This is a genomic window from Chelatococcus caeni (genome assembly GCF_014196925.1).
GTDB classification, from domain to species: domain Bacteria; phylum Pseudomonadota; class Alphaproteobacteria; order Rhizobiales; family Beijerinckiaceae; genus Chelatococcus_A; species Chelatococcus_A caeni.
The window spans coordinates 40,790-56,987 of record NZ_JACIEN010000008.1 but is presented as its reverse complement, the minus strand read 5'-3'; the positions used below and the strand labels follow the sequence as shown (position 1 = coordinate 56,987).

At 69.3% G+C, this 16,198-nt stretch carries 13 protein-coding genes and 1 tRNA gene; 8 read left to right on the top strand and 6 right to left on the bottom strand.

What is annotated here, in order from left to right; genetic code table 11:
* Window positions 1-115: 115 nt before the first annotated feature.
* Window positions 116-4,816 carry a glutamate synthase large subunit gene (gene gltB / locus GGR16_RS23155; RefSeq protein WP_246373275.1) on the bottom strand — a complete coding sequence of 1,567 codons (4,701 nt, stop codon included), beginning with the start codon at window positions 4,814-4,816 and terminating at the stop codon, window positions 116-118.
* Between the two features lie 626 nt (window positions 4,817-5,442).
* Here gltB and GGR16_RS23150 point away from each other — a divergent pair.
* Both GGR16_RS23150 and GGR16_RS23145 read left to right on the top strand, forming a co-directional pair.
* Window positions 5,443-6,507: a threonine aldolase family protein gene (locus GGR16_RS23150; protein WP_026014944.1), complete on the top strand. Its 1,065-nt coding sequence runs from the start codon at window positions 5,443-5,445 to the stop codon at window positions 6,505-6,507.
* A gap of 70 nt (window positions 6,508-6,577) precedes the next feature.
* Window positions 6,578-7,303 carry a PepSY domain-containing protein gene (locus GGR16_RS23145; protein ID WP_019401085.1) on the top strand — a complete coding sequence of 242 codons (726 nt, stop codon included), beginning with the start codon at window positions 6,578-6,580 and terminating at the stop codon, window positions 7,301-7,303.
* Window positions 7,304-7,426: 123 nt separating this feature from the next.
* Here GGR16_RS23145 and GGR16_RS23140 read toward each other — a convergent pair whose 3' ends face one another.
* A complete protein-coding gene (locus GGR16_RS23140) occupies window positions 7,427-7,909 on the bottom strand; it encodes an Hsp20 family protein (RefSeq protein ID WP_019401086.1) in 483 nt (160 codons plus the stop codon).
* 197 nt (window positions 7,910-8,106) lie between these two features.
* Here GGR16_RS23140 and GGR16_RS23135 point away from each other — a divergent pair, with 197 nt between their 5' ends.
* Entirely contained in the window at window positions 8,107-9,093 is a 987-nt protein-coding gene (locus tag GGR16_RS23135) for an alpha/beta fold hydrolase (RefSeq protein WP_019401087.1), read from the top strand.
* Here the strand turns inward: GGR16_RS23135 and hisN are convergent.
* Window positions 9,060-9,842: a histidinol-phosphatase gene (gene hisN, locus GGR16_RS23130; RefSeq protein ID WP_183318478.1), complete on the bottom strand. Its 783-nt coding sequence runs from the start codon at window positions 9,840-9,842 to the stop codon at window positions 9,060-9,062. The two genes, GGR16_RS23135 and hisN, sit on opposite strands and share 34 nt — an antisense overlap.
* Window positions 9,843-9,995: 153 nt before the next feature.
* Between hisN and GGR16_RS23125 the strand changes: the two genes are divergently transcribed.
* Window positions 9,996-11,282, top strand: a complete 1,287-nt coding sequence (locus tag GGR16_RS23125; protein WP_156332667.1) for an MFS transporter — start codon at window positions 9,996-9,998, stop codon at window positions 11,280-11,282.
* 183 nt (window positions 11,283-11,465) lie between these two features.
* Here the strand turns inward: GGR16_RS23125 and GGR16_RS23120 are convergent, their stop codons facing one another.
* Window positions 11,466-12,356, bottom strand: a complete 891-nt coding sequence (locus tag GGR16_RS23120) for an N-formylglutamate amidohydrolase (RefSeq protein ID WP_183318476.1) — start codon at window positions 12,354-12,356, stop codon at window positions 11,466-11,468.
* 315 nt (window positions 12,357-12,671) lie between these two features.
* On the opposite strand from GGR16_RS23120, the gene cpdR reads away from it, so the two are divergent.
* The 4 genes from cpdR (at window position 12,672) to GGR16_RS23100 (ending at window position 14,166) form a co-directional block, all read left to right on the top strand.
* Window positions 12,672-13,031 carry a cell cycle two-component system response regulator CpdR gene (gene cpdR / locus GGR16_RS23115; RefSeq protein WP_019401091.1) on the top strand — a complete coding sequence of 120 codons (360 nt, stop codon included), beginning with the start codon at window positions 12,672-12,674 and terminating at the stop codon, window positions 13,029-13,031.
* An 86-nt stretch (window positions 13,032-13,117) separates the two neighbouring features.
* Window positions 13,118-13,192, top strand: a tRNA-Val gene (locus GGR16_RS23110).
* A 54-nt stretch (window positions 13,193-13,246) separates the two neighbouring features.
* Window positions 13,247-13,372, top strand: coding sequence for a type B 50S ribosomal protein L36 (gene ykgO / locus GGR16_RS23105; protein WP_019401092.1), 126 nt, complete (start codon window positions 13,247-13,249; stop codon window positions 13,370-13,372).
* Window positions 13,373-13,575: 203 nt separating this feature from the next.
* The gene (locus GGR16_RS23100) at window positions 13,576-14,166 is read left to right on the top strand and encodes a tetratricopeptide repeat protein (RefSeq protein ID WP_246373274.1); all 591 of its coding nucleotides are present in this window, start codon (window positions 13,576-13,578) and stop codon (window positions 14,164-14,166) included.
* Between the two features lie 85 nt (window positions 14,167-14,251).
* Here the strand turns inward: GGR16_RS23100 and pyk are convergent, their stop codons facing one another.
* The gene (pyk, locus tag GGR16_RS23095; protein WP_183318472.1) at window positions 14,252-15,712 is read right to left on the bottom strand and encodes a pyruvate kinase; all 1,461 of its coding nucleotides are present in this window, start codon (window positions 15,710-15,712) and stop codon (window positions 14,252-14,254) included.
* Complete coding sequence (locus tag GGR16_RS23090; RefSeq protein ID WP_050996494.1) at window positions 15,709-16,182, bottom strand: DUF1036 domain-containing protein; 474 nt, start codon at window positions 16,180-16,182, stop codon at window positions 15,709-15,711. Before GGR16_RS23090 ends, pyk begins: the two co-directional genes overlap by 4 nt.
* Window positions 16,183-16,198 lie beyond the last annotated feature (16 nt).

Genomic DNA, 16,198 nt, shown 5'->3' with positions numbered 1-16,198 from the left:
GTCGGCCGCGTAGCGGCCGGGAGGGGGTTCCTGCCCGGACCGCGGCCTCCCCACCCCGGCGCCCTGGGCGCCGACCCGTCCCCCGAAGGAGAGGGTGGACCGCGGTCCCATGTCCTTATTCCGCCGCCTGCAACGTGCGCAGACGCTCCATCTCGCGCAGGGCGCGCCGGTACTCGACCGGCATCACCTTGACGAATTTGGTGCGGTAGCCCGCCCAATCGTCGAGGATGGCCTTGGCGCGGGCCGAGCCCGTGTAGCGCAGGTGGTTGGCGATGAGCTGCATCAGCCGCTCCTCGTCGTGGCCCGACATGTCGGCGAGCACGTCGATGCGGCCCTTGTGCTCGAGGTCGCCGCCGTGGTGGTGCAGGCGCTCCATGAGCTCCTCCTCCTCCTCGACGGGTTCGAGGTCGACCATGGACAGGTTGCACCGCTTGGTGAAGGTGCCGTCCTCGTCGAGCACATAGGCGATGCCGCCGGACATGCCGGCCGCGAAGTTGCGACCCGTCGGGCCGATGACGACGACGACGCCGCCGGTCATGTATTCGCAGCCGTGGTCGCCCGTGCCCTCGACGACGGCGATGGCGCCCGAGTTGCGCACCGCGAAGCGCTCGCCGGCGACGCCGCGGAAGTAGCACTCGCCGGCGATGGCGCCGTAGAGCACCGTGTTGCCGACGATGATCGAGCGCTCGGGCACCGCCTTCGTCTCCGCCGGCGGCTGGACGATGATCTTGCCGCCGGAGAGGCCCTTGCCGACATAGTCGTTGGCCTCGCCCGTCAGGTGCAGCGTGACGCCAGCGGCGAGGAAGGCGCCGAAGCTCTGGCCGGCCGTGCCCTTGAGGTTCACCGTGATGGTGTCCTCCGGCAGGCCCTCGTGGCCATGCAGCTTGGCGATCTCGCCCGACAGCATGGCACCCGTCGTGCGGTCGACGTTGCGGATCGTCTCCTCGATGACGACCGGCGTGCCCTCGTCGATGGCTTCCCGCGCCTGCGCGATGAGCCTGAGGTCGAGCACGTCGTCGATCGGGTGCTTCTGGCGCTCGCTGTGGAAGACGGCGACGTCGGGGCCGACCTCGGGCCGGTGGAACAGGCGCGTGAAGTCGAGGCCCTTGGCCTTCCAGTGGTCGATGGCCTCCTTCTTGTCGAGGAGGTCGGTGCGGCCGATCATCTCCTCGATCCTGCGGAAGCCCATCTCGGCCATCAGCTCGCGCACTTCCTCGGCGACGAAGAAGACGTAGTTGACGACATGCTCCGGCAGGCCCTTGAAGCGCTTGCGCAGGACGGGGTCCTGCGTCGCCACGCCGACGGGGCAGGTGTTGAGGTGGCACTTCCTCATCATGATGCAGCCGGCGGCGATGAGCGGCGCCGTCGAGAAGCCGAACTCGTCCGCCCCGAGCAGCGCGCCGATGACGACGTCGCGCCCCGTCCGCAGGCCGCCGTCGACCTGCAGGCGCACGCGGCCGCGCAGGCGGTTGAGGACGAGCGTCTGCTGCGTCTCGGCGAGGCCCATCTCCCACGGGCTGCCGGCATGCTTGATAGAGGTCAGCGGCGAGGCGCCGGTGCCGCCCTCGAAGCCCGAGATGGTGATGTGGTCGGCCCGCGCCTTGGCGACGCCGGCGGCGACCGTGCCGACGCCGACCTCGGAGACGAGCTTGACCGACACATCGGCCGCCGGGTTGACGTTCTTCAGGTCGAAGATGAGCTGGGCGAGATCCTCGATCGAGTAGATGTCGTGGTGCGGCGGCGGCGAGATGAGGCCGACGCCCGGCGTCGAGTGGCGCAGCCGGGAGATGACGGCATCGACCTTGTGGCCGGGCAGCTGGCCGCCCTCGCCGGGCTTGGCGCCCTGGGCCACCTTGATCTGCATCATGTCCGAATTGACGAGATATTCGGTGGTGACGCCGAAGCGGCCCGATGCGATCTGCTTGATGGCCGAGCGCTTGGAGCGCCCGTCCGCCAGCGGCCGGAAGCGCGCGGCATCCTCGCCGCCCTCGCCGGTGTTGGACTTGGCGCCGATGGCGTTCATCGCCAAGGCCAGGGTCTCGTGCGCCTCCTTGGAGATGGCGCCGAGCGACATGGCGCCCGTCGAGAAGCGCCTGACGATCTCAGCCGCGGGCTCCACCTCCTCGAGCGGCACCGGCTGGGCGCCGCGCTCGGCGGCCGTCCGGATGCGGAAGAGGCCGCGCACGGTGCTGAAGCGGTTCTCCTGCTCGTTCACGAGGCGCGCGAACTCGCGGTAGCGATCCTGCGCATTGAGGCGCACCGCGTGCTGCAGCGTCGCCACCGTGTCCGGGTTCCAGACGTGGTCCTCGCCGCGCAGGCGGTAGGCATAGTCGCCGCCGACCTCGAGGGAATTGCGCAGCACCGGCACGTCCCCGAAGGCGTCGCGGTGGCGGCGCACCGTCTCCTCGGCGATCTCGGCAAGGCCGATGCCCTCGATGGTGGTGGCCGTGCCGAAGAAGAACTTCGCGACGAAGTCGCTCTTCAAGCCGACCGCGTCGAAGATCTGCGCGCCGCAATAGGACTGGTAGGTGGAGATGCCCATCTTCGACATGACCTTGAGCAGGCCCTTGTCGATGGACTTGATGTAGCGCTTGATGATCTCCTCGTCGTCGACCTCCTCGGGGAAGTCGAGCGCCTCGTGCATCGCCGCCAGCGTGTCGAAGGCGAGGTAGGGGTTGATCGCCTCGGCGCCATAGCCGGCGAGCAGGGCGAAATGGTGCACCTCGCGCGGCTCGCCGGATTCGAGGACGAGACCGACCGAGGTCCTCAGCCCCTTGCGGATGAGGTGGTGGTGCACCGCCGCCGTCGCGAGCAGGGCGGGGATGGCGATACGGTCCGGCCCCAGCATGCGGTCGGAGAGGATGATGATGTTGTAGCGGCCGTGAACGGCCGCCTCAGCGCGCTCGCACAGCCGCTCCAGCGCACCGGGCAGGCCCTCCGCGCCCTGGCCGGCGGGATAGGTGATGTCCAGCGTCTTGGTGTCGAACTGGTCCTCGCTGTGGCCGATGCAGCGGATCTTTTCGAGATCCTCGTTGGTCAGGATCGGCTGGCGCACCTCGAGACGCTTGCGGCGCGAGGTGCCCTCGAGGTCGAGGATGTTCGGCCGCGGCCCGATGAAGGAGACGAGGCTCATGACGAGCTCCTCGCGGATCGGATCGATCGGCGGGTTCGTCACCTGGGCGAAGTTCTGCTTGAAATAGGTGTAGAGCAGCTTCGGCTTGTCCGACAAAGCCGAGATCGGCGTGTCGGTGCCCATGGAGCCAACGGCCTCCTGGCCGGTGACGGCCATGGGCTGCATGAGGAGCTTGAGGTCCTCCTGGGTGTAGCCGTAGGCCTGCTGGCGGTCGAGCAGGCTCACGTCCGTGCGCGATTCACGCGCCTGGACCGGCGGCAGCTCCTCCAGCACGATCTGGGTGCGCTTCAGCCACTCCTTGTAAGGGTGGCGGCGGCTCAGTTCGCTCTTGATCTCCTCGTCGGAGACGATGCGGCCCTCTTCGAGGTCGATGAGCAGCATCTTGCCCGGCTGCAGGCGCCACTTCTCGACGATCTTCTCCTCGGGGATGGGCAGCACGCCCATCTCGGAAGCGCCGACGACGAGCCCGTCCTCGGTGACGAGGTAGCGCGCGGGGCGCAGGCCGTTGCGGTCGAGCGTCGCGCCGATCTGGCGCCCGTCCGTGAAGACGATGGCGGCCGGGCCGTCCCACGGCTCCATCAGCGCGGCATGGTACTCGTAGAAGGCGCGCCGCTCCTCGTCCATGAGCGGATTGCCGGCCCAGGCCTCGGGCACCAGCATCATCATGGCGTGGGCGAGCGAATAGCCGCCCTGGGTGAGGAACTCGAGCGCGTTGTCGAAGCAGGCCGTGTCCGACTGGCCCTCGTAGGAGATGGGCCAGAGCTTGGAGATGTCGTTGCCGAAGATCTCGGAATCGACCGAGGCCTGCCGCGCCGCCATCCAGTTGACGTTGCCGCGCAGGGTGTTGATCTCGCCGTTGTGCGCCACCATGCGGTAGGGGTGGGCCAACGACCAGGTGGGGAAGGTGTTGGTCGCGAAGCGCTGGTGCACGAGGGCGAGCGCGCTCTCGAAGCGCGGGTCGCGCAGGTCGGCGTAATAGTCGCCGAGCTGGTCGGCGAGCAGCATGCCCTTGTAGACGAGCGTGCGCGTCGACAGGCTCACCGGGTAGTAGCCGGCGGTGCGCGGGTCGTTGAGGTCGTAGATGGCGTTGGAGACGACCTTGCGCAGGATGAAGAGGTGCCGCTCGAAATCGTCCTGCGTCGTCACGCCCTCGCCGCGGCCGATGAAGACCTGCACGTGCCGCGGCTCGGTGGGCTTCACGCTCTCGCCGAGCACGGAGGGATCGACCGGCACGTCGCGCCAGCCAAGGAGCACCTGGCCCTCCTCGGCGGTGACGCGCTCCAGCGTCTCCTTGACGATGGCGAAGCCTTCCGCGTCGCGCGGCATGAAGAGATGGCCCACGGCATAGTCGCCGGCCGGCGGCAGGGCGATGCCGAGCTTCTCGCATTCCTCGCGCAGGAAGCGGTCCGGCACCTGCACCAGCATGCCGCAGCCGTCGCCCGCCTTCGGGTCGGCGCCGACGGCGCCGCGGTGGTCGAGGTTCTTCAGGATGGCAAGGCCATTGGCGACGATGTCGTGGCTCTTGTCGTTCTTCATGTGGGCGATGAAGCCGACGCCGCAGGCGTCACGCTCGCGCGCAGGGTCGTAGAGGCCTTGCGCGGGCGGCAGACCGGGGTCCGCAGCGCGCGTTTTCTGAAGCAGCGCCGGGTTGGAGACCAGCTTTTGCTCGTTCGTCGCGCTCATGTTCTGCCCCATCGTTGCCGCCGCGGCGGCGTGTCCACGTCGTTCGTCTCTCGCGGGGTCACCGGTCCGTGCCGGCGGCCTGTCGCCGCCCGCCCGTACGCACCCTCTTGTTGGTCTTGGAGGTCCGGTCGCGCTGTTTCCGTTGCGCCCGCACCTCGCGGGCGTCTCGCGGCATAAAGCCGGGGCGCGCCCGCTAAGCCCGCGTCGTGCGGGCGGCAGGTTTCGTATCGCGTTTGGCGGCCGTCAGACGTGCCATAACCAAGACCTGCCTTGCCTTGCTCGCGGAAGGCCCGACCGGATGCCGGGCTCGGGTGATCATCGGAATGGGACAGTAAGGCTGTCCTAAACCGGGCGGACCTTGCCAGATTTTTTCTAAGGTGACAAGCGGGTATTTGCGAGTCGTTTGATCGAAACTTATACGCAGGCCCCAGCCTGGATTGCGTTCGTGACGAATTGACGGAGGCACGCGTAATTTAATTGCGCGCCGGTCGCGGCTGAGCCGTTGCCGTCCGGCAGCAGGGGAGCCAGAGCGTGCTGCCGGAAAGGCGCCGCCATGACCCCTGTGCGCTTCACGCGGGCAGAACCATGCTCTAGCTTCCGCTGGCGACCGGAGTGCGGAGGCAGGATTGAATTTCGCAAGCGACAATGTGGCGGGTGCGAGCCCGCGGGTGATGGAGGCGCTCGTCGCCGCCAATGCCGGCAGCCAGCGCGCCTACGGGGCGGACGAGCATACGGCGCGCGTCGAGGCGCGGCTGAAGGAGATCTTCGAGCGCGACCTTTCGGTCTTCCTCGTCGCCACGGGCACGGCAGCCAACGCGCTGGCGCTCGCCACCCTCTGCCCGCCCTGGGGTGCGGTGCTGTGCCACGCCGAGGCGCATGTGGCCGAGGACGAATGCGGCGCGCCGGAGTTCTTCACGGGCGGGGCCAAGCTCGTCGGCTTTCCCGGGCGGCTCGGCAAGCTCACGGCGGAGGAGATCGCGGCGCATCTCGCCGCGCCGACCGGGCGGCCGCCGCATCAGGTCATTCCCTCGGCCCTCTCGCTGACCCAGGCGAGCGAGGCCGGCACCGTCTATACGCTGGACGAGATCGCGACGCTCGCGGACATCGCCCGCCGGCACGGTCTCGGCGTGCATATGGACGGCGCGCGCTTCGCCAATGCGCTCGTGCGCCTCGGCGTGAGCCCTGCCGACATGACATGGCGCGCGGGCGTCGACGTCCTCTCCTTCGGCGCCACCAAGAACGGCTGCCTTGCGGCGGAGGCCGTGATCGTCTTCGACCGCGACAAGGCGGCGCACATGGCGCAGCGTCGCAAGCGCGGCGGCCACCTCCTCTCCAAGGGCCGCCTGCTCGGCGCCCAGCTCGACGCCTATCTCGCCGACGGCCACTGGCTCGACCTCGCGGCCCGGGCCAATGCGGCGGCAGACCGGCTCGCCGCGGGCCTCGCGCGTCTCGGCTGCCGCATCGCTCTGCCGGTCGAGGCCAACGAGATCTTCGTCTTCCTGCCGCAAGCGATGGACGAGGAGCTGCGGGCGGCGGGCGCGCTCTACCACCCGTGGGTGACGTCGAGCCTGCCGGAGGGCGTTGCGGCCGGGGAGGGGGAGGTGCTGGTGCGCCTCGTCACCGCCTTCGATACCGCGGAGGCGGCCGTCGACCGCTTCCTCGCCATCGCCGGCGGACAGGCGGCGGCCTGACCTGCCGTTGCCGCGGCGGCGCCCAACGCCCGCCCCAATGCCGGTGCACAGACGAGGGTGACGAATGGCAATGAACGAGGCAGATGACGTGCTTGCTCCTGTTGCCGGACCGCGCCGCGCCCGGCGCGCTGCCGGGCTTCTCACGGCGCTCGCGGCGCTCACCCTGGCGTCGGGCGTCGCCCTCGCCCAGGGCTACTACGCGCCCGAGGTCTATGATGAGCCACTGAGCCCGCGCGAGGTGGTGCGCTCGGTGCGCTCGGAAGGTTTTGCGCAGATCTCCCGTCCGCGCCTGACGCGCGGTTTCTACGTCGTCGAGGGCACGGACGTGAACGGCTGGCGCATGCGCCTCTTCGTCGACGCCTATTCGGGTGCGATCGTCAATGCGCGCCCGCTGCGGTCGACGATCATGGCCGAGGAGCCGTACCGGCCCTATTCGCCCGACAGGTTCGGCGGCGAGATCGGCGTCGAGATCGATACCGGGCGCGGCACCACGATCTACGCGCCGGTGCCGCTCCGGCAACGCCAGCCGAGCATGGCGGCGCTGCCGCCGCCGCGTCCGAGCGACCAGGAACTCGGGCTGCGCGCACCGCTACCGCCGTCGCGCGGGGACGTGAGGCTGCCCGAGACCTCCGGGCAGGCGGATGCGGCTGGCGAGGCTGAGGAGAGACCGAGCGTCGTCCTCGCGCCGCCCGAGGTGCCGCCCGTGCCGCCGGCAGGCGATGTCATCGGCAATGACGGCGATGAGATCGGCGGGCCGGCCTCGGGCGAGGAGATCCTGCCGAGCGCGCCGTTCTGATACAGCGGCCGGTCGGACCCATCGCGGGCTCGATCCCGAAAACAAAAGGCGCCGGAACGTCCGGCGCCTCGTCTTTTCTGGAGCGTTCCATGGCCTCGGCACGCGAGGCCATGGCCTGCCGCGTCAGGCGGCTTCCTTGGCGCGATCCGCCACCTTGGCGTCGATGGCGATGTTCGTCGGCTTCGTCGCGATGGGGATGGTGCGGGGCTTCATCGCCTCCGGCACCTCGCGGACGAGGTCGACGTGCAGGAGACCGTTCTCCAGCGCGGCGCCTGTCACCTGAACGTGGTCGGCGAGCTGGAAGCGGCGCTCGAAAGCCCGGGCCGCGATGCCCTGGTAGAGCATTTCGGGCCTCTGGGCACCTTCGGCGACCTTCTTCTCGCCGCGGATCGTCAGGGTGTTGTTCTTCGTCTCGATGGCGAGATCATCGCTGGCGAAACCGGCGACGGCTACCGTGATGCGATACGCATCTTCGCCGGTTCGCTCGATGTTGTAGGGCGGATAGCTCGGGGAGCTGTCGACGCCGGCAACCTGATCGAGCATCGAGAACAGACGGTCGAAGCCGACCGTCGAGCGGTAGAGGGGGGACAGATCGAATTGACGCATGGCACATCCTCCATTTGAAGCGATATGCGGACAATGCCCGCCTGAAACGGCCAGGCATCCCACCGTGCAGCCGTCAGTGGCCTGCACGCCAGAGAGTTGGTGGCGCCCGGCCGGTCTTTCAAGACCTGTGGCGACGGGGCGGGTGCAGCGGCTATAACCGGCAGCGAGAGGCCGCAAACGGGCGGTGGGAGGGGGCGATGGAACTCGTCGCGACAGAGCTGAACCCGGTGCCGAGCCAGCCGGTGATCACGCCGGTGACCACCGCGGACGGCATCGTGCTGCGCGCCGTGCGCTGGCGGGCGACGGCGCGCCGGACGCGTGGCACGGTCTTGCTCGTGCAGGGCCGGGCGGAGTTCATCGAGAAATATTTCGAGACGGTGGCGGACCTGCGCCGCCGCGGCTTTGCGGTCGTCGCCTTCGACTGGCGCGGGCAGGGCGGCTCGCAGCGCGACCTCGCCAACCCGCGCAAGGGCCACGTCGACGACTTCTCGCTCTATGAGCGCGACCTTGCGGCCATCCTCGATCAGGTCATCCTGCCGCGCTGCCCGCCGCCCTATTTCCTGCTCGCCCATTCCATGGGCGGGACGATCCTCCTGCACGCGCTGAGGGGGAAGAAGACGCCCTTCGCCCGCCTCGTCGCGGCCGCGCCGATGATCGACATCGCCATGGTGCCCTGGCCGCGCGCCGCGCGCCTCCTGTCCGAGATGCTCGATGCCTGCGGCTTCGGGGCGAGCTACGTCCCCGGTGGCGGCGCCACGTCGATCTCCACGAAGCCCTTCGCGGGCAACCGGCTGACGTCGGACCCGGTGCGCTATGCGCGCAATGCCGAGGTGGCCGCCCGGGCCCCCGAGCTTGCCATCGGCGATCCGACCGTGGCGTGGCTCGACGCCGCCTATCGCGCCATGGGCGCCTTCGCCGATCCGAATTTCGCGCTCGAGATCAGGACGCCGGTGCTCGTCGTCGCGGCCGGGGCCGATCCGGTGGTCTCGACACCGGCGACCGAGCGTTTCGCCGCCCGCCTCAAGACGGGCCGCGCCATCGTGATTCCCGGTGCCCGGCACGAGATCCTGATGGAGCGCGACGGCATCCGCGACCAGTTCTGGGCCGCCTTCGACGCCTTCGTGCCCGGCTCGGAAGGGGCGCTGCCGGATCAGGCCGAGAGCAGCTTGAGCGCGGCTTCGTGAATCCGCGGGTCGCCCGCGGCGACGACCGTGCCGCCCGCTGCCGGTGAATCGCCCTGCCAGTTGGTGACGACGCCGCCGGCCCCCTCGATGATCGGCACCAGGGCGACGATGTCGTAGGGCTTCAGCCCGGCCTCGATGACGAGGTCGATGTGGCCGGCCGCGACCATGCAATAGGCGTAGCAGTCATAGCCGTAGCGCACGAGGCGCGTCTCCCGCTCGACCCGCTCGTAGCGCGGGCGCTCGTCCGCATCGAAGAGAGAGGGGGAGGTGGTCGAGAGGGTCGCCTCGGCCAGGCTCGCGCAGCGCCGCGTCTTGAGCGTACGCGCACCCATGGGGCCCTTGTAGCCGGCACTCCTGCCGCCACCGTAGAAGCGCTCGCCCGTGAAGGGCTGGTGCATGAGGCCGTAGACGGGCGCGCTGCGGTGGGTGAGGCCGATGAGCGTGCCCCACAGTGGCAGGCCCGAGATGAAGGCGCGCGTGCCGTCGATGGGATCGAGCACCCACACGTAGTCGGCATCCGTGCGCTCGTCGCCGAACTCCTCGCCGCAGATGCCGTGCTGGGGAAACTGCCGGCGGATGAGCTGGCGCATGGCGGCCTCGGCCGCGCGGTCCGCCTCCGTCACCGGGTCGAACCTGTCGCCGAGCGCCTTGTTCTCGGCCATCAGGGCGGTGCGGAAGAAGGGCAGGATGGCGCGCCCGGACACGGTTGCGAGCTCGTCCATGAAGGCGCTGAAGTCGACCGCTGCCATTCCCATCCCCTCCGCCAGCCGTGCACGAGCCTCGCACCTCACGCGGGCAGGGCTGCGTTGCAGAGGGGTCTTATCGCGGGCGGGGCCGTTTAGAAAGAGAGGAACGAACGACAGGCCATGCGCCCGGTGGAGCGCGAGGCGGGAGGAGCGGGCATGAAGGATGGTCAGATCCCGGCGGATGCCGGCACGACGCCGGTGGGAAGCCAGGCGGTGCTGCTCATCGCGGTGCTCGCGGGCATCTACAGCGTCAGCCAGTTCCTGCGCAACTCGATCGGCGTCATCGCACCGAATCTCGCCGCGGACCTTTCGCTCTCCGCCACCGATCTCGGGCTTCTTTCCAGCGGCTTCTTCCTGACCTTCGCGGCGGCGCAGATCCCGGTCGGCATCTCCATCGACCGCTACGGGCCGCGCCGCGTCATGCTGGTGTGCTCCCTGATCGCGGTGGCCGGCGTCCTGCTCTTCGCGCTGGCGCGGGACGCGACAATGCTGGTCGGCGCGCGGCTTCTCCTCGGCATCGGCTGCTCCAGCTTCTTCATGGCGCCGCTCGCCATCTATGCCCGCCTCTTCCCGCCCGAGCGCTTCGCCTTCCTCACCGGCATCCAGCTCAGCATCGGCAATTTCGGCACGCTCGCCGCCACCGCCCCGCTCGCCTTCGCCGCCGAATCGATCGGCTGGCGGGCCAGCTTTCTGGTCGTCGCGGCCTTTGCGACGGCCGCGGGCCTCGCGGTCTTCCTCGGCGTGCGCGGTCCCGCCGTCACCGCATGGGCCGGCCGCGAATCGTGGCGCATGGCGCTCGCCGGCGTGCGCGAGGCGGTGCGCGTGCGCTCGTTCTGGCCGCTCTTCCTGATGCACGCGACCGGCTATGCGGCCTTCGGCACCGTCATCGGCCTGTGGGCGGGGCCGTTCCTGAGCGACGTGTACGGCTTCGACCTCGAGCGGCGCGGTGTCGCGCTCTTCGCGGCCTCGGCGACGCAGATCGCCGCCCTCTTCCTCTGGGGAGCGGCTGACCGGCTCTTCCGCGGGTACAAACCCCCGGTCGTGCTTGGCGCCTCTGCAACCATCGCATGCCTCGCCTACGCTGCCCTCATGCCTCTCGGCCCGGTCTCGGTGGTCGTCTGGCTAGTCGTCTTCGGGGCGGCCGTGGCCTACACGCCGCCGGTCATGGCGCACGGGAAATCTCTTTTTCCTCAAAATCTTATAGGTCGCGGCATCACGCTGATGAACATCGGCACCATGGGCGGCGTCTTCGTGATGCAGACGGTGACGGGGCGGCTCATGGACCTCTTCGGCCGTGGCCCCCTCGGGCACTATCCACAAGAGGCCTACAAGGCTGTCTTTTCCTTGCTGGCCCTTGCAATTGCGGCCGCACTCATTACCTACGTCCTCGCACACGACCCCCACCCCGGCCGGGATCGCGATCCCGGGGGCACAAAAAAATAGGTCAATCACCCTTGCTTTTTGTGCGGTGCGGTGGCATGTTGTTGCAGTGCGGTACGGCGATGTTCCGTCGCGGTGCCGCTGCCCTCCTTGGGCGTTTCCTCCCTAGACTTGGGCCGCGCACGCAAGTGTGCGGCCTTTTTTCTTGCCTGGCGCCGGACTGACGGGGCTGACGGCGAGCGCCGGCTATTCGGCAGCCAGGCGCCGCTCGGTGAGATCCGCGCCGGCCGTCTCGGCGATGAGGGAGAAGACCTCGGTGATGTCGCTCGCGAGGCGGGCGAAACCCTCCGTGCGCTGCATCGTCCGCTCGTCCATGTAGAGGCTGCGGTTGATCTCTACCTGCAGGGCATGCCGGCCGGCCGCGGGCTCGCCGTAGTGCTCGGTGATGAAGCCGCCGGCATAGGGGCGGTTGCGGGCCACGCGATAGCCGAGGCGCTCGAAGGACTGCGCGACCCTGTCGCTGGTCGCCGCGGCGCAGCTCGTGCCGAATCGATCGCCGATGACGATGTCGGCGCGCGAGTTCTCGTCCCGCGTCACGCTTGAGGAGGGCATCGAATGGCAGTCGACGAGCAGGACCGAGCCGAACCGGCGCTGGGTGCGCATCACGATCTGCCTGAGGGCGCGGTGGTAGGGCTTGTAAAGCCATTCGATGCGGCGCATGGCCTCGGCCACGGGGAGCTTGCCGGGATAGATCTCCTGCCCGTCGCCCACGATGCGCGGGATGGTGCCGAGCCCGCCCGCGACGCGCAGCGAGCGCGTGTTGGCATAGGGCGGCAGCCGGCCGTCGAACATGCGCGGGTCGAGCTCGTAGGGCTCGCGGTTCACGTCGAGATAGGCGCGGGGAAAGCGGGCGACGAGCATCGGCGCGCCGAGAGCGCCCATGCCGGCGAAGAGCGCGTCCACATAGGCATCCTCCGAACGGCGCAGGGCGAGCGGATCGAGACGGGCGCCGTCGACGAAGCTCTGCGGGTAGACGGCGCCGGCGTGGGGCGCATTGAAGACGAGCGGCACCGTTTGATCGGACGGTTCGACGACCGTGAAGGGGACTGCGAGTTCCGGCTCGATCGGAGACGACATCGGGGACCATGACGCTGATACGGGGACGACGGCGCCCGCGGGCAGGGCCGTCTCGAACGGCGATTGTGGCCGATTTGCCGGCGCGTCGTCCATCGCCGCGTCGCCTGGCGCCCGTGCGATCCGTGCCGCGCCGTACGTCATGCGTGGTTTTTCACGCCTTTTTTACGAGGAGCGTGGCTAGACGGTAGGGCACGGCGTCGGCAGCTCGGACGGAGCATTGTCCGGCGACGGACGTGCCACTAACCTCTCGGCCGGGCAGCGCGGCACGGCAGATCCGAGCCCGCAGCCCGCCCGATCACTTTCGACGCGTGCGCCATGAGCAAGATCCTTCTCGCCGAAGACGACAACGACATGCGGCGCTTCCTCGTCAAGGCCCTGCAGAACGCGGGCTACGAGGTGGTGTCCTTTGACAACGGGCTGTCGGCCTACAATCGCCTGCGGGAGGAGCCGTTCGAACTGCTGCTCACCGACATCGTCATGCCGGAGATGGACGGCATCGAGCTGGCGCGGCGCGCCACCGAGCTCGACCCCGACATCAAGGTGATGTTCATCACCGGTTTCGCGGCGGTCGCGCTCAACCCCGATTCGCAGGCGCCGAAGGACGCCAAGGTGCTGTCCAAGCCCTTCCACCTGCGCGAACTGGTGTCGGAAGTGGAAAAGTTGCTCGCCGCCTGAGTATTTTTCGCGGACGGCTTGCGCACCCCGCCACAAGCCGCTATATCCGCGGCCCACATGAGGACGTCGCGAAAGCGTCGTCCGAAGGGCGCGTAGCTCAGCGGGAGAGCACTACGTTGACATCGTAGGGGTCACAGGTTCGATCCCTGTCGCGCCCACCATTTTTTTGAGGACGGCCGAGGTTCGCTGGAGCCGCGCCGTACGGAGATCGGACGATGAAGATCCGCAATTCGCTCAAGTCTCTGCGCGAGCGCCACCGCGACAACCAGCTGGTCCGTCGCAAGGGCCGCGTGTACATCATCAACAAGACGCAGAAGCGCTTCAAGGCGCGCCAGGGCTGACGCCCGGGCCAAGCGTCCGGCCGCTTCGGCGGTCTTGCATGAAAAACGGAGAGCCCGGCGATGACGCCGGGCTTTTGGCGTTGGCGCGACGGGCCGCAGCTCACGGCGACGTGTCCGCGAGGGGCCTTGCCCCCGGGGCGCGGCGCGCTAGGCTCATTCTCATGACACGCGCAATCCGCCCGCTTGTGCTTCTTTCGATGGGGATGGCCCTTGCCGTTCCGCCGTGGAGCGGCGTTGCGGCCCAGTCGCAGGGCTCCGAGCGGCGGGAGGCGCCGAAGAGCGCAGAGCGGCCTGTATCGCCCGAGGCGCGGCGTGCGGCGCAGCTCGACCAGCTGTTCGAGCGGCTCGGCAACAGCGGTGACGCGGCCGAGGCGGCGGGTATCGCCCGCCTCATCGAGCGCCAGTGGCTGCGCTCCGGCTCCGATACGGCCGACCTCCTGATGAGCCGGGCGCTCGTCGCCGCGCGCTCGGGCAACCCGCCGCTGGCGATCGAGCTGCTCGACCGGGTCGTCGTCATCGAGGCGGGCTGGGCCGAGGCCTGGGCGAAGCGCGCGACGCTCTTCGGCATGCTGGGGGATCGCCGGCAGGCCATTCTCGACCTCCAGCAGGCTATCGCCCGCGAGCCGCGCCACTACGAGGCCTGGACGGCCCTCGGCCGGCTTTTCGAGGTGGACGAGGAGAAGGTGCTCGCCCTGCGCGCCTATCGTCAGGCGCTGGCCGTCCACCCGCACCTGGAGGCGGTGAAGGCCGCCGTGGAGCGGCTGGCGCCCGACGTCGACGGCCGGGACATCTGACACGCACCAGAGGGCGCCAGGCGCCCACGGGCGCGCGTGGCGCCCGTGTCAGCCCGTTTGAGCCGGATCTGCTGCCAGCCTGGTGTCAGGCCTTGCGCGACGTATTGCCGTGGCCGAGCGCGCCCCCTTCCGGGGCGACGAAGGCGACGCGCACCATGTTCGTCGCGCCCGGCGTGCCGAAGGGCACGCCCGCCACGATGATGACGCGCTGACCGGTCTCGGCATAGCCCGCATCGCGGCTGATGTCGCAGGCGCGGTCGGCCATGTCGTCGATGTCGCGGGCATCCTCGGTCACGATGGGATGCACGCCCCAGACGAGGGCGAGGCGCCGTCCCGCATCGGCGTTCGGGGTCAGGGCGAGCAGCGGCGTCTGCGGGCGCTCGCGCGCGATGCGCAGGCCCGTGGCGCCGGAGGAGGTCCAGGCGACGATGGCCTTGAGGTCCAGCGTCTCGGCTATCGAGCGCGCGGCGGAGGCGATGGCGTCCGCGCCCGTCGCCTCGGGCTCGGCGCGCTGGGCATTGATGATGGCGCGGTAGTTGCTGTCGCGCTCGATCTCCTCGGCGATGCGGTTCATCGTCGCCACCGCCTCGACCGGATACTCGCCCGCCGCGCTCTCGGCCGACAGCATGATGGCGTCCGCACCCTCGAAGACGGCAGTGCCGACGTCCGACACCTCCGCGCGCGTCGGGACCGGCGAGGTGATCATCGATTCGAGCATCTGCGTCGCCACGACGACGGGCTTGCCCCAGCGGCGGGCGCTGCGGGTGATGAGCTTCTGGATGCCGGGCACCTTCTCGAGCGGCATCTCGACGCCGAGGTCACCGCGGGCGACCATGAGCGCATCGGAGACCTCGATGATCTCGTCGAGGCGGGCGACCGCCTGGGGCTTCTCAATCTTTGCCATGACGAGCGCCCGCCCGCGCGCGACCTTGCGCACCTCGGCGATGTCCTCCGGCCGCTGCACGAAGGACAGAGCGATCCAGTCGACGCCGATGTTGACGGCCGCCTCGAGATCGGTGCGGTCCTTCTCCGTCATGGCGGAGACCGGGATCGTCGTGTCGGGCAGGCTGACGCCCTTGCGGTTGGAGATCTTGCCCCCCACCACGACGCGCGTGGTGGCCTTGCCCTTGCCGACGCTCTCCACCTCGAGCCGGATCTTGCCGTCGTCGATGATGATGGCATGGCCGGGCTCGAGCGCCGCGAGGATCTCGGGGTGCGGCAGGTGCACGCGCTTGGCCGTGCCGGGCTTGGGGTCGGAATCGAGGACGAAGCGCTCGCCCGCCGACAGCATCGCGGCATCCTTGGCGAAGGTGCCGATGCGCAGCTTCGGGCCCTGCAGGTCGACCAGGATGCCGATGGGCCGGCCCGCGCGCTGCTCGACGCCGCGGATGGCGGCGACGCGCTCGGCGAGGCCATCCTTCGAGGTGTGGCTCATGTTGATGCGGAAGACGTCCGCCCCGGCTTCGTGCAGCCGGGCGATCATGGCCGGGTCGTTGGACGCGGGTCCGAGGGTGGCCAGGATCTTTACGCGCCGCATCCGTCTCATCTACGCACCTCGGCTGCTCTGTTGCTGTCCGTGAGCTGGACGGTCCAGCTCTTCTGCTGGCCCGTGTCGACCTCGAAGAACCCGGTCCGCTCGTAGCCCCGGGCGAGGCAATTATCGATGCCGCGAATGGAGAACTCGCGGTCGCGCGTGCACAGGAAGGAGCGGCCGCCCCATTCCCCGCCGCCGGAATAGTCGAGTGCGTAGATGTAGTAGAAACGCCCGGCGAGCGGCCCCTTGAGCAGCGTCTCGCACTTGCGCTCGTCGATGTTCCACCAGCCTTCGGTCATCCAGCCCTGCGGATCGCGATAGCCGAGCGCGACGCCGACGCGCGCCCCTGTCATGTTGCAGATGCGCAGGTCCGCCCGGGCGGGCGACACGGCCCCGACGGCGAGTGCGAGCGGCGCCAGCGCGAGGACGCTGAGGGCGAGCTTTCGCAGCCGGGGCAGAGAATGCGAGCGATCGGTTTTCATCGGCAAATCGAGCATC

What these genes read in the sequence shown, in the direction of transcription:
- gltB (WP_246373275.1), bottom strand. Translation starts at nt 4,816, where the DNA reads ATGAGCGCGACGAACGAGCAAAAGCTGGTCTCCAACCCGGCGCTGCTT.
- GGR16_RS23145 (WP_019401085.1), top strand. Translation starts at nt 6,578, where the DNA reads ATGAACGAGGCAGATGACGTGCTTGCTCCTGTTGCCGGACCGCGCCGC.
- GGR16_RS23140 (WP_019401086.1), bottom strand. Translation starts at nt 7,909, where the DNA reads ATGCGTCAATTCGATCTGTCCCCCCTCTACCGCTCGACGGTCGGCTTC.
- GGR16_RS23135 (WP_019401087.1), top strand. Translation starts at nt 8,107, where the DNA reads ATGGAACTCGTCGCGACAGAGCTGAACCCGGTGCCGAGCCAGCCGGTG.
- hisN (WP_183318478.1), bottom strand. Translation starts at nt 9,842, where the DNA reads ATGGCAGCGGTCGACTTCAGCGCCTTCATGGACGAGCTCGCAACCGTG.
- GGR16_RS23125 (WP_156332667.1), top strand. Translation starts at nt 9,996, where the DNA reads ATGAAGGATGGTCAGATCCCGGCGGATGCCGGCACGACGCCGGTGGGA.
- GGR16_RS23120 (WP_183318476.1), bottom strand. Translation starts at nt 12,356, where the DNA reads ATGTCGTCTCCGATCGAGCCGGAACTCGCAGTCCCCTTCACGGTCGTC.
- cpdR (WP_019401091.1), top strand. Translation starts at nt 12,672, where the DNA reads ATGAGCAAGATCCTTCTCGCCGAAGACGACAACGACATGCGGCGCTTC.
- ykgO (WP_019401092.1), top strand. Translation starts at nt 13,247, where the DNA reads ATGAAGATCCGCAATTCGCTCAAGTCTCTGCGCGAGCGCCACCGCGAC.
- GGR16_RS23100 (WP_246373274.1), top strand. Translation starts at nt 13,576, where the DNA reads ATGGCCCTTGCCGTTCCGCCGTGGAGCGGCGTTGCGGCCCAGTCGCAG.
- pyk (WP_183318472.1), bottom strand. Translation starts at nt 15,712, where the DNA reads ATGAGACGGATGCGGCGCGTAAAGATCCTGGCCACCCTCGGACCCGCG.
- GGR16_RS23090 (WP_050996494.1), bottom strand. Translation starts at nt 16,182, where the DNA reads ATGAAAACCGATCGCTCGCATTCTCTGCCCCGGCTGCGAAAGCTCGCC.